Consider the following 13,744-nt stretch of genomic DNA (forward strand, 5'->3'; position numbering starts at 1 on the left):
GAGATTTAACAAAAATTAAACTTGCTTCAGGATTTTGTTTGTGCTAATATTTGGTTTAAATAATCTAAAACAGAAAACTCTTATCAAGAGTGGCTGAGGGACTGGCCCGATGACGCCCGGCAACCGGCAGTTTATAACTGAGAAGGTGCTAATTCCAGCAGAGCAGCGCTTGCTCTGAAAGATGAGAGGTGATTTAGGCAGTAGACTACCAAGCCTCTCTATCCAAAAATAGGGGGGCTTTTTTTGTACCCCCGATTATCAGCACAAGGAGGAGCATTATGGAAAGAAAATTGGGTTTTGATACTCTGCAGGTTCACGGCGGCACGGTCCCCGATCCGACTACAGGCTCGCGGGCAGTCCCGATTTACCAAACAACTTCATATGTTTTTGATGATGCAAACCATGCCGCCAAGCTCTTTGCCTTAGAAGAAGCGGGGAATATTTATACTAGAATCATGAATCCAACCACCGATGTGTTTGAAAAAAGAATGGCCCTGCTGGAAGGTGGAGTGGGAGCGCTGGCGACAGCATCGGGGTCGGCGGCCATTTTATACGCAATTCTCAATATTGCCGGATGCGGTGATGAAATTGCAGCTGCCAGCACCCTATACGGTGGAACCTACAATCTCTTTGCGGTCACGCTGCCTAAGTTTGGCATCAAGACCGTATTTGTCGATCCTGATCAGCCAGCTAATTTTGCCGAAGCTATAACAGAACGCACTAAAGCAATATTTGTCGAAACGATCGGCAATCCTGAGGCAAATATCGTTGATCTGGAAGCTGTGGCAGCAGTAGCTCATGAGCACAAAATCCCTCTGATCGTGGATAATACTTTTGCTACACCCTACTTAAACCGACCTTTTGAGCATGGAGCTGACATTGTCGTCCACTCAGCGACAAAATTCATCGGTGGTCACGGCACTTCGATCGGCGGGGTAATTGTTGATTCCGGTAACTTTGACTGGGCAGGGTGCGGCAAGTTTCCCGAGTTCACGAAGCCGGATCCATCTTACAACGGGATTCGCTACACCGAAGCTTTCGGCAGGGCAGCGTTTATCGCGAAGGCCCGGGTCCAGCTGCTCAGAGACACAGGTGCCTGCCTAAGTCCATTCAATGCTTTTCTATTTATTCAGGGTCTGGAGACTCTATCGCTGCGGGTGCAGAAACATACAGCTAACGCCCAAAAGATCGCGGAGTTTTTAAATGAGCATCCCTTGGTAGCGTGGGTGAAGTACCCGGGACTTAAAGGCAATAAATATTTTGATCTGGCCCAAAAATATCTTCCCAAAGGCTGCGGCTCGATTTTCTCCTTTGGAATCAAAGGCGGAGCGGAGGCCGGGAAAAAGTTCATCAACAGCCTAGAGCTTTTCTCACTTCTGGCAAATGTGGCAGATGCTAAATCGCTGGTAATTCATCCTGCCAGCACCACTCATGCCCAGTTATCGGAAGCGGAGCAGAGAACGAGTGGAGTAACTCCGGATTTAATCCGGCTGTCGATTGGCATTGAAGATGGGGATGATCTGATTGCCGATCTCGACCAAGCTCTAGCTAAGAGTGCCAGATAAGCTGAGGGAAGGAGGAATGGGGCATGCCGGTGAAAATACCTAATGACCTGCCTGCAAAAGAGGTTCTCGCCCGCGAGAATATCTTTGTGATGGACGAGAGCAGGGCGCTCAGCCAGGATATCCGCCCTTTACGCATAGCGATTTTAAATCTAATGCCGACCAAGGTAGAAACAGAAATCCAGCTTTTGCGCCTAATTGGTAATACGCCTCTGCAGGTTGAGGTGGTTTTAGTGCATCCGGAGACTTATCAAGCGAAAAACACCTCCGCTGATTATCTGGACCGGTTCTATCAGACATTCACCGCGATTAAGACCCAGCGGTTTGATGGATTAATTATAACCGGAGCTCCCGTGGAACAGCTGGAATTTGAAGAAGTAGCCTACTGGGAAGAATTGACTCAAATCATGGAGTGGTCCAAAACGCATGTAACATCAGTGCTCCATATCTGCTGGGGAGCCCAGGCAGGCCTTTATTACCATTATCGGGTACCTAAATATCAGCTGCCGGTAAAACAGTTTGGTGTTTTCAGCCATTACGCATTATCTAAAGGTATTCCCCTGCTGAGAGGTTTTGACGATCGCTTTTACATACCCCATTCGCGCCATACAGAAATTAAGCGCGAAGATATAGAAAAGGTCGAGGACTTAGTGCTCTTGGCTGAATCGGAGGATGCGGGTGTGTGCATTGTGGCAAGCAGGGACAGGAGCCAGATTTTTGTTACTGGTCACGCCGAATATGATCCGGATACACTGCAGCGAGAATACAAGCGGGATCTCAGCAGGGGACTGGAGATTGAGGTGCCGAAAAATTACTATCCTCACAATGATCCCCAACAGCAGCCGCTGGTATTGTGGCGTAGCCATGCTAATTTGCTGTTTGCTAATTGGCTTAACTATTATGTATATCAGGTGACGCCTTATGATTTATACGCATAGAAAGGAACAAAACCAGATGGATGTTAACCAGCTGCTGGGCAGTAAAACAGTGATTTTTGACGGAGCTATGGGTACGATGCTGCAGGAAAAAGGCTTAGAACCGGGGACTCTGCCGGAACTTATGAATCTCAAGGCCCCAGATGTAGTTTTAGCAATCCACCAAGGCTATAGATCCGCCGGTGCTCAGATAATCACTGCCAATACTTTTGGCGCACATGAGCTGCGGTTAAAAGATACTGGTTTTACGGTGGAGGAAGTGATTGATGCCGGCGTTTCTCTGGCCAAGGAGGCGGCTGGCAGCGAGGCTTTGGTCGCTTTGGATATCGGCCCATTAGGTGTGCTGTTAGAGCCATACGGCACTTTAAAGTTTGCAGATGCCTACCAGTATTTAAAACGCCAGGCTGAGCAGGGACAAAAAAGCGGCGCTGATATAATTCTCATTGAAACCATGGCTGATTTGGAAGAGGTGAAGGCCGCTGTTCTGGCTGCAAGAGAAAATACTGATCTACCGGTATTCTGCACTATGAGCTTTGAGGCCCACCACAGGACATTCATGGGCTGCACTGTCGAATCGATGGTGAGGGTTTTAGAGGAGCTGGGCGCTGCTGCCGTTGGAGCAAACTGCTCTTTAGGACCACAGGAGCTGGAACCGGTAGTAGATTCGCTGTTGGAGCTGACTGATCTGCCAGTAATCGTCCAGCCGAATGCGGGACTGCCAAAAATGGAGCAGGGGAAAGCTGTTTATGAGCTTACATGTGAGGAGTTTGCCGCTTACGGACTCCGCTTTGCAGAAAAGGGTGTAAAGATTCTTGGCGGCTGCTGCGGAACTAGTTATCAGCACATTAAAGCGCTTGCTGAACAAATCAGAGGTGGTTGAGACTTAGGAAACGTGCCTGATTATTGGGCACGTTTTTTGTGTGGAAAGAATTGTGAGGTATTATTGTTTTTCATATTTAATTATGGTAGAATACTTGCGGAACTCATTGTAGTTTTCTTTTTAAACTAGGCAGGAGAATCCACTGCAGTTAGCAAATTAACTAAGGTGGAGATTAGATAGTCACAGGTGAATTTGTGATTTTTACCGCGACCTATTCCCTGTGTGATCTAATAATATATATTAAGGAGGCATCATCTTAAAATGGCCAAGAGAACAATCGATGGCAATACCGCAGCAGCGCATATAGCTTATGCATTAAGTGATGTTGCGGCTATTTATCCTATTACTCCCTCTTCGCCAATGGGTGAATTAGCTGATGAATGGGCTGCCCATGGTATGAAGAATATTTTTGGACAAGAAGTCAGAGTTGCAGAAATGCAGTCTGAAGCCGGTGCTGCCGGAGCGGTCCATGGCTCCTTGGCATCCGGAGCGTTAACAACAACCTTTACTGCATCCCAAGGTCTGCTGTTAATGATTCCTAACATGTACAAAATTGCCGGCGAATTACTGCCGACAGTTTTCCATGTAACTGCACGGACTGTTGCTTCCCACGCACTGTCCATCTTTGGTGATCACTCAGACGTAATGGCAGTAAGACAAACTGGTTTCGCAATGCTCGCATCCAACTCTGTCCAGGAAGCTATGGATTTAGCACTGGTTGCTCACTTAGCTACCCTGAAAAGCAGAGTTCCTTTTGTGCATTTCTTTGATGGCTTTAGAACATCGCATGAAATCCAAAAGGTTGAAATGATTGACTATGAAGACATCGCTAAGCTGGTTGACTATGAGGCAATCGAGGAATTCAGAAAGCGCGGTCTCAATCCGGAAAGACCTGTTCAGCGCGGTACAGCCCAGAACCCGGACGTTTTCTTCCAGAACAGAGAAGCATCTAACCCATATTATGATCGCGTTCCGGACATCGTTGCTGATGTAATGAAACAGGTTGGAGAAATCACCGGCCGCAATTATAAGCCGTTTGACTACTACGGCTGTGAGGATCCGGAGCATGTTGTAATTCTAATGGGTTCCGGCGCAGAAGCAGTTGAAGAAACCATCGACTACCTCGCAGACCGGGGATACAAAATAGGTGTAATTAAAGTTCGCCTCTATCGTCCGTTCTCAGCCAAGTACTTCTTGGATGTACTGCCGAAGAGTGTGAAAGTAATTACTGTCTTAGACCGGACTAAAGAACCGGGTGCAGTTGGCGAACCGCTGTATGAAGACGTATGCACCGTCTTAAAAGAAGCTGGCATTACCACTCCGGTATTAGGCGGACGCTACGGTTTAAGCTCGAAAGAGTTCAACCCATCCATGATCAAGGCTGTGTTTGATAACGCAGTAAGCGATAATCCAAAGAACCACTTTACAATCGGCATTAATGATGATGTTACTTTTACATCATTAGAAGTAAAAGAGCAGGTTAACGCAGCACCAGAAGGATTAATCGCGTGCAAATTCTATGGTCTTGGTTCCGACGGTACAGTTGGTGCTAACCAAAACTCCATTAAGATTATTGGTGACCACACCGACATGTACGCTCAAGGCTACTTTGTTTACGATTCTAAGAAGTCCGGCGGCTTAACTGTATCTCACTTAAGATTCGGTAAGAGCCCAATTAAATCCACATACATCATCGATCAAGCGGACTTTGTAGCCTGCCATAATTCTGCATATGTAAATATGTATGATTTATTGGATGGCATTAAAGAAGGCGGCACATTCCTGCTCAACTCTCCATGGACTTTAGAAGAAATGGAGACTCGTCTGCCTGTTTCCTTAAAGCGTACCATTGCTGAGAAAAAGCTGCAGTTCTATAACATTGATGCTAATAAGATCGCAGCAGAAATCGGCTTAGGCGGCAGAGTAAACACTATTCTGCAGGCAGCTTTCTTTAAGATTGCTAATGTAATTCCTGTTGATGATGCGATTAAATATATTAAACAGTCTATTTTAGACTCTTACGGCAGCAAAGGCGAGAAAGTTGTCAACATGAACTATGCCGCTGTTGATGCCGGTATCAACCAACTTCAAAAAGTTGATTACCCAGCATCCTGGGCAGAAGCTGCTGACGAAGCTGCTGTAGCTGAAAATGTACCTGAGTATGTAGAAAAGATCGTTCGTCCGATCGCAGCGCAAAAAGGTGATGATTTACCGGTAAGCGCATTTGATCCCGACGGTACTGTTCCGACTGGTACAACTCAGTATGAAAAACGCGGTATTGCGATCAACATCCCAATCTGGATCGTTGATAACTGCATCCAATGTAACCAATGCGCATTTGTCTGCCCCCACGCAGCAATTCGCCCATTCCTGGCTGCTGAGGAAACCCTGGAAAACGCTCCAGAGACCTTTGTTACCAAGAATGCAATTGGCAAGAACTATCAAGGCCTCCAGTACCGCATCCAAGTTTCAGCTCTTGACTGTACAGGCTGCGGCAACTGCGCCCAGGTATGTCCTTCCAAGGAAAAATCCCTGGTCATGAAGCCGCTGGCAGAACACGCCGAAGTAGAAGCTGCTAATTGGGAATATGCAATTGAACTGCCGGAAGTTGATGTTGAAATCAACCCAACAACCGTTAAAGATAGTCAGTTTATCCAGCCGCTCTTCGAGTTCTCCGGCGCGTGCGCAGGCTGTGGTGAAACTCCATATGTTAAACTGGCAACTCAGTTGTTTGGTGATCGGATGATCATTGCTAACGCAACAGGCTGTTCATCCATTTACGGTGGTTCTTCACCAACTTGTCCGTACACCACTAACTCCAAAGGTCACGGACCGGCATGGGCTAACTCGCTCTTTGAAGATAACGCTGAGTTTGGCTTCGGTATGCACCTTGCTTACCAGCAGCGCCGTGCTAAGTTGGCAGATGCTATCGATAAACTTATGGCAGCTGAGATACCGGCTGACTTAAAAGCTGGTTTCGCAGCTTGGTTAGAGGATCCGCAGGATGCTAAGATTACCAAAGACGCTGCTGAACAGATTAAAGCCGCGCTGCCTGCAGCTTTAGAAGCTGTAGATGGTGATGCAGCAGAGTCACTGAAATTTGTTGCTAACAACACTGAGCTGTTAGTGAAAAAATCTATTTGGATCTTCGGTGGCGACGGCTGGGCTTATGACATCGGCTTTGGCGGTTTAGACCACGTACTGGCATCTGGTGAAGATGTAAACGTATTAGTATTAGATACAGAAGTTTACTCCAACACTGGTGGTCAGGCATCCAAGTCCACTCCGACCGGTGCGATTGCAAAGTTCGCTGCTTCCGGTAAGAAGATCCGCAAGAAGGATCTGGGCCGCATTGCCATGACCTATGGTTATGTCTATGTAGCCAGCGTCAGCGTTGGTGCTAACCGCAACCAGCTCTTAAGAGCTATGCTGGAAGCTGAAAGCTACAGAGGTCCATCCTTAATCATTGCCTACTCACCATGTATCAACCATGGTATCAACATGGGTCTCACTGCTGAGCAGGGTAAACGGGCAGTTGAAGCTGGATACTGGCCGCTGTACCGCTACAACCCAATGTTAGAAGAAGAAGGCAAGAATCCATTCATCCTGGATTCCAAAGAACCTACCGGTGACTTCAGAGAATTTGTCTTAAGCGAAAACCGGTACGCACGTCTGCTGAGACAGTTCCCGGATACAGCAGAAGATCTCTTACAGCGTGCTGAAAGAGATGCTAAGAGACGTTGGGAGCTTTACAAGCGGATGGCTGAAATGTAATACCGTTTAGATTGAACCCTATCGGCTGCTCATCTTGAGCAGTTGATAGGGTTTTTTATGTGCAGATATAGCAGGACTTTTTAAATTTTACAGCGAATTATCTGCGGTGAGATTAAATTCAGAAAAATAAAAGAAGAGAATAAAATGATTTTAAAATAGGGGCTGTGATGTAATGAGCATTCTTAAGCTGCCTTATTTCAGCTTTCTCTGGACAGACCAAACCCAAATGGACACATGGAAAAACAATTACCCACCTTCTAGTTCCTTTATTAAAGACTTAGGTCTGCGGGAAATAATCGAAAACTTAAGATTAGAGCGGGAATCCAGATGGATCGTGGAAGAACTGCTGTATAAACCTTGTACCACTGAAGCAGTGATCGAATATCGGTTGGATATCATGGACGATCTGCTTACAAGCGATGGTTTATTTCAGTTGTTTCAGAAAATCACTCTGCAGATTGAACAAATCAAGGCTTTTGAGGCAGAATCTGAAGCAGATGCGGTCCACCGCTCAGCTCTATTTTTGCAGAAGTCGATTATCTACACTGAGGTGATCACTTCTTTATGGGGCGGTTTAGAAAACCATCGCAATGAAATACAATCTCAAGGCTTACAAAAGCTGTCACAGCTGATTTCTCAAATTGTAGATTCCAGCGTGTTTCAAAGCATGGCTGCTGAGCTTAAGCAGTTGACAACTCAAGCTGACGCGATCCGCTCAGTTGATCTGGTTTATCACTTTGAGAAAATAACTGAATTGGCCGTTGATTGCGCTCCAGGTGAGCATAAAGCATCACTGACTGGGAGACTAATTCAAGCAAGCGAGCGAATTTCATTTTTAGCTGCCTATGAAGACTGCGATATAAGCCAGGGAAACAGTTTTTCTCCATTAGAAGGGTGTCTTTTGGAGGAGACTCAAAAGATATATCCGGAGTACTTTCAAGCCCTTGAGCACTTTTATGATAAATATCAAGGTTATCCCATGGAACATCTGTTGCCCTTCAGTTCAGAGTTGAGATTTTTCACAGTAATGATTTCGCTGATTAAAAACATGCAGCAGTACGGATTTGAGTTTTGTAAACCGAAGGTAAGGGCAAAACCAGATAAGCAGATGCAGCTGGAGCAGGTGTACGACTTAAGCCTGGCGGTGCGGTTAGTTAATGACGACCGCGGCGCTGACCACATAGTGAAAAACGATCATTATTCTGACCAATTTGGAAGGATCTTCATCCTAACCGGTCCAAACCAAGGTGGCAAAACAACATTCCTCAGATCGATTGGAATTGCCCAAGTGCTGTTTCAAGCAGGCTGTTTTGTGCCGGCAAGGACCGCTTCCCTCAGTCCAGTCGATTATTTGTTCACCCATTTTCAAGAAAAAGAAGTGCTGGGCGTCAAAAAGGGAAGACTGGGCGAGGAAGCCGCGCGAATTGCTGAGATTTTTAGTAAAGCTACCGAATCCAGCCTGATCCTGCTTAATTAAACTTTCTCCAGTGCCAGAAGATTTGGCGGCTTATTAAGACGCAGGCAGGAACAAGCAAGTTGGAAAGCGATCAATGACCCTAAATTTTTCGGTCAAAGAAGCGTGATAGAGCTTGCCGAAAAAACTCTGCTCCATCTAGGGGGAGTTGTTTCCAGCATTACTTCCGCCTTAATGCGGTTCTTCACAAACTTAGAAACTGAAATGCTGTTTTATCAAGGGGCAGTGGAGCTGATTCAAACCCTTGAGAAATTAGGTCTGCCGATGTGCCGGCCGCAGTTTGTCTCATGTGAAAGCAAACAGTTTGCAGCTTCGGGCATCTATGATCTGAGTTTTGCTCTCCATCTGGCAGCCCGAGCAGGGTATTCTTCAGATGTAATTGTCAAAAATGATGTGCAGATGAACAGCAAGCAGGGCCAGATTTTTATAGTCACAGGGCCTAACCAAGGTGGCAAAACCACTTATCTGCGGGCGATCGGGATCACGCAGCTGCTTGCTCAGGCAGGCATGCTAGTTCCTGCAGAGAGTGCTGTGATCAGTCCTGTTGATTGGATTTATACGCACTTTTCCAGCGCAGAGAAGGCAGGCACTGACAGGGGCAGGTTGGAAGAGGAAATGGTTCTTCTTGAACAGATCATGAAGGAAATCTCTGGTGATAGTTTCCTGTTGATGAATGAATCGTTCTCTTCCACCAACTCCCATGAAGGTACAATCATAGCAGAAGAGATTCTTAAAGCTTTAAGCTTGATTGGGACAAGGGTTATCTTTGTAACCCATTTATACGAGCTCGCTAAAAAGATCGATGTAATTAATGCAAGTACCAATGGAATTACCAAATTGGTCAGCTTGGTGGCTGGGATCAAACAGCCCGCAAACAACGAAGATGGTAAGACCCAAGGTATTGAGCGTACCTATCTTGTTACACCAGGAGAGCCGCTGCCCACTGGTTTTGCCAGTGATATCGCTTACCAGTACGGGATCAGTTACGAGGAGCTGATCCGAAGCTCAAGCTGTTGAACCAAATAGAGGGATCTATTGCGGACAAGTGCGGTATAATAGCTTAGTAAGTATTAATCAGGAGGAATCGCAATGAAAATCGTATTACTAGAACCATTAGGAATTTCAGAAAAGAAGCTTTCAGCGCTTGTCCGTCCTTTCTTGGATGCAGGCCATGCTTTTGTTGCTATGCCGGAGAGCAGTGAAAAAGCTGATTGGCTCCGTGAAGCCAAAGATGCGGATGTCGTGGTTATCGGCAATAAACCTCTGCCGGGTGAGTTTATTTCCCAATGCGAAAAGCTCAAATTCATTTCGGTGGCGTTTACCGGATTTGATCACATCGATATTGAGCAGTGCCGCAAACAGGGGATCGCAGTCTCCAATGCATCAGGTTATGCAAATACAGCTGTCGCGGAAACGACAATCGGACTGATGATCAGCACTATGCGCCGCTTCAAAGAAACTGAAGAACGCTGCCGCACCGGCGGTACTAAGGATGGATTGGTAGGTCCACTGCTGGCGGGAAAAACCGTGGGGGTAATCGGCACAGGTGCAATCGGTTCAGCAGTAATCAAACTGCTTAATGCCTTTGGCTGCCGTGTGCTGGGTTATTCACCTTCAGAGAAGTCCCCGGAGGAGGTTCGGAGAGTCGGCTATGAAAAGGTGTCACTGGAACAGCTCCTGGCTGAATCCGATGTGGTGACACTGCACTGCCCGCTTAATGACTCCACCCGCGGCATGATTGGAGCCAACGAGCTGGCAAGTATGAAGGATGGAGCTTACTTATTCAATTTGGCAAGGGGTCCGGTAGTGGACAGCCAAGCCTTGGCTGTCGCTTTAAACAGCGGCAAATTAGCCGGCGCAGGAGTTGACGTTTATGAAATCGAGCCTCCACTGCCAGTGGATCATCCGCTGCTCAAGGCTAAAAACATAGTAACACTGCCGCATATTGCCTGGTATTCTCACCAGTCACTAGAACTGCGGGCAGAGATTGCTTTTGATAATGTCCGGGAGTGGATGGCAGGCTGTCAGCAGAATAAAGTTATTTAACAGTTAAAAAACCTTGAGTCCAGAGATTTCTGGACTTTTTTATGGAAATTTTTCCTTGACCTGAAAGAAAGCTGCACCTTAGATCGTCTAATAAGTGAAAGAAAGGAGGATCCGCCATGGTAGATGACACACACCTGGTACTGCGAGCACTGAAAGGAGAGCGGGACAAGTACGGTGAACTGGTTGAAAAATACCAAAAACCCCTGCTTGGATTAGCTTTCTCTTATGTGCAGAATTATCAGAATGCGCAGGATATCGTGCAGGATGCTTTGATTGTAGGGTACCGGCAGCTGGCCAGCTTGCGTCAGCCCCATAGATTTGACGCTTGGATCCGCCAAATTACCATCAATATCTCTAAGTCGCATCTGCGCAAGCAGAGGAGAAATCAGCAGCAGAGCGACTGCTCTCTGTTAATGCTCTCAGCTGATGGAGATTTGTCGGCTGTGCCAGAAGCAAATGTAGAGACAAAGCACAGACAGAACCTGATCCGAAAAGCTTTAGCCGGACTCAACCCTAAGCACCGAGAAGTTATCGTCCTGCATCACATCCTGAACTACTCTGCCGCTGAAATTGCTGCCATCCTAGGTGTAACAGCAAATACTGTTTATGTGCGTCTCAGCCGTGGACGGAAGGCTCTCCAAAGGGAGTTGATCAATGTGTTTGAAGACGATCTGCATATGTTAGGATGCGAAGCCCATCTATATCTGCAGCGACTAACCGAAGAGATTAAGAAGAAACTTGCGGCTGAAAACCCGCGGGAGCAGAGGGAGGCAGCAGGGCAGTTACGGTTGACAGCAGCTAGGGCGAATCATTCCCGCTTGCTTGCTGATCTTGCTGCTGATAACAGCAAGATTCGGCTGGAAGCAGCGGAGATTATCGGTCAAACTGAGGAAAAGCGGCTGATACCACCATTGCTGGAGCGGTTATCCTTAGAAAGTGAGCCCAACATCCAGATTAGGATAATCCAGAGCTTAGTCGAGTTGGAGGCAGTTGAGGCTGTACCGGTGCTGGAAGAGCTGCAGCGGCAGACCATCCATATGGATGTCCACAAGCAGTGCGGCAAAGCGGTGCGCTGCTTGGCTGATGTAAAGGACAGCAAACCGAGAGCAGTTCCCATAACTACTGCCGATTTAAGAGATGCTGGGCTGGATCAAATTATGATTCAAATGCTGGAGGAAACCGCTGATCCAGTAACCATGATTTCTCTGCTGGATGGATTAGGTAGATTAGGAACTGCGAAACCATTAAAAAAAGTCTGCGATCTTTTATTGAAGGTACCCTATCCGCAAGTAAGGCGGCAGGCTGCCATCACCCTGGGGCAGATTGGAACCAGCAGTGCTTTCATTATGGAAAGTCTGCTTAAGGCAGTCTTGGACCAGGATTGGACAGTAGTTGACGCAGCGGTAAAAACTTTGGCAGACTTGACTCCGAAGGAGCAAACGGATGTGGTAATCCACGCTCTCCTAGATGTTTTTTGGGACTCGCTGTCTAAGCCTTTTCCTGTGCGCTTCACTTTAGCAGCTGCAGTTGCAAAACTCGCTGACAGAGAATTAAAATGGGCAGATGAGCTGCTTCCCAGAGTTATTCAGGAACTAGAAAACTATCCGGCTAAAGCTGAGTATCAAAAGTTTCACGCAAGCAGGGTTCTCTGCGGCTTAGTGGCGGACTTAATTCCACCTGGTTTTAACGACTTAAATGAAAAGATATTAAACCTGTTAAATACCAACAAGTTTGTCACCATCCCGCCGCTGCTTTTAGCTTTAGGCTACAGTAAGGACGCTGAATGTATCGCCACTATCAGCACTTACTTGTCCTATGAAGCACCTGACAGGCGGTATGAGGAGTATGGCAAGCAGGTGAGAGAATCGGCAGTTAGAGCCTTGATGAATATTGGGGAGGCTGGTTGGCCGAGATTACGGGAAGCTTTGATGGATTCCGGCACAAGCGATCATGCCAAACTGAGCATCTTAGATGTGTGGCAGAAAGAGTTAAGTTTGCAGCAGATTGCTGAATTACAAGGGCTGGATGTAAGGGGCAATGCCCGTTTCTTGAATAAATGGCAGCTGTTGCTGCGCAAGGCTGAAATAAGCTCGATACCATAGACACCTGATTTGGGTGTCTATTTTTTCATTGTTATCACTAAGTAGGAATAAAACAAATGAAATAATTTGAAAAGAGCAGGAAATAATAAATTAAAAACAAAATAAAAAATAAAGGTAATTAATAGGAATAGCAAGTGGACCTAGACCTAGTTTCTAAAGCTGAGACAAGGTGGAAAATCATTTGAAGAAATGCGTCTAGAAAGCAATGATATCACCTATAGCGCGCGGAACTAGAGCGGCATGACCAAGCGATTATTGAAAGGGGATTAATATGGCTTATAAGAAAGCTACAATGATTATGCTTTTGGTAGTATGTACTATTCTCATTGTAGGCAGCATTTCTGCAGCTAATTCGATCAATGATCGGTTGGTTACAGACTTTACCGAAGCAATGCAGCATGCAGCCGTATATCGCGAATTAGTTCTGTCGGAAACAGGAGAACCAGTTGAACTTGTGCTGACCGTTTACGAGGAGCCTGTTGTAATCGATTATTTCTATAACTCAATGGACGAGGTTGATTTTTCATTACCTGAAGGTGTGTCCTTATCAAACTCATCAGCTTTTACGCTGGAATGGTCAGATGCAACCTGGGATATCCAAACGCCGCCTCATTTAGAAGAGTGGTCAGCAGAAGGACTTTTAAGATTTAAACTGTGGTGCGAATCTCGCCTAGCAGAATATGTGGTAGGCAAGATAGAATTAACGTATGATCAAACAGATTATGTTATGTTCAAGATTTTTCGCGAGTTTGAGTCTTACGGAATCTATTTTGTCAACATATTAGCTAAAACCGGCGATCGATGGAAGCTGGTAACCCCAGGTTATAACACACTAATAGGTTATTTAGGTGGATTGTTTACAAATTTAAAGGTGCCCGTATTTGCAGCAATGCTTACGCGAAGTTATCGTACACCTGTAATTGAGGTTCAACAATTTTACCACGAATCCATAAAATCAGGGGTTTTTGAGC

9 protein-coding genes and 1 riboswitch are annotated in these 13,744 nt (G+C 46.2%); all 9 genes read left to right on the forward strand.

Annotated features, from left to right (window positions below):
- The first annotated feature begins 77 nt into the window (after nucleotides 1–77).
- A riboswitch (SAM riboswitch) is annotated at nucleotides 78–188 on the forward strand.
- Nucleotides 189–278: 90 nt separating this feature from the next.
- The gene (locus tag GX019_09505; GenBank protein HHT37394.1) at nucleotides 279–1,565 is read left to right on the forward strand and encodes a homocysteine synthase; all 1,287 of its coding nucleotides are present in this window, start codon (nucleotides 279–281) and stop codon (nucleotides 1,563–1,565) included.
- Nucleotides 1,566–1,588: 23 nt separating this feature from the next.
- Nucleotides 1,589–2,500 (forward strand): homoserine O-succinyltransferase, encoded by a 912-nt coding sequence (gene metA, locus GX019_09510; protein ID HHT37395.1) that lies wholly within the window; start codon nucleotides 1,589–1,591, stop codon nucleotides 2,498–2,500.
- Nucleotides 2,484–3,377: a hypothetical protein gene (locus GX019_09515; GenBank protein HHT37396.1), complete on the forward strand. Its 894-nt coding sequence runs from the start codon at nucleotides 2,484–2,486 to the stop codon at nucleotides 3,375–3,377. The genes metA and GX019_09515 overlap by 17 nt, the downstream gene beginning before the upstream one ends.
- 261 nt (nucleotides 3,378–3,638) lie before the next feature.
- A complete protein-coding gene (nifJ, locus tag GX019_09520; GenBank protein HHT37397.1) occupies nucleotides 3,639–7,151 on the forward strand; it encodes a pyruvate:ferredoxin (flavodoxin) oxidoreductase in 3,513 nt (1,170 codons plus the stop codon).
- A 172-nt stretch (nucleotides 7,152–7,323) separates the two neighbouring features.
- Nucleotides 7,324–8,628: a hypothetical protein gene (locus GX019_09525; protein HHT37398.1), complete on the forward strand. Its 1,305-nt coding sequence runs from the start codon at nucleotides 7,324–7,326 to the stop codon at nucleotides 8,626–8,628.
- A 102-nt stretch (nucleotides 8,629–8,730) separates the two neighbouring features.
- Nucleotides 8,731–9,642 (forward strand): hypothetical protein, encoded by a 912-nt coding sequence (locus GX019_09530; protein ID HHT37399.1) that lies wholly within the window; start codon nucleotides 8,731–8,733, stop codon nucleotides 9,640–9,642.
- Between the two features lie 72 nt (nucleotides 9,643–9,714).
- Nucleotides 9,715–10,671, forward strand: a complete 957-nt coding sequence (locus GX019_09535; protein ID HHT37400.1) for a hydroxyacid dehydrogenase — start codon at nucleotides 9,715–9,717, stop codon at nucleotides 10,669–10,671.
- 116 nt (nucleotides 10,672–10,787) lie between these two features.
- On the forward strand, nucleotides 10,788–12,773 hold the full coding sequence (locus tag GX019_09540) for a sigma-70 family RNA polymerase sigma factor (GenBank protein ID HHT37401.1): 1,986 nt from the start codon (nucleotides 10,788–10,790) through the stop codon (nucleotides 12,771–12,773).
- Between the two features lie 271 nt (nucleotides 12,774–13,044).
- Nucleotides 13,045–13,744, forward strand: a 700-nt coding sequence (locus tag GX019_09545) for a hypothetical protein (protein ID HHT37402.1), incomplete at its 3' end; no start/stop codon positions are given.

The sequence above is a fragment of the Bacillota bacterium genome (assembly GCA_012837335.1).
GTDB lineage: Bacteria > Bacillota > Limnochordia > Darwinibacteriales > DTU012 > DTU012.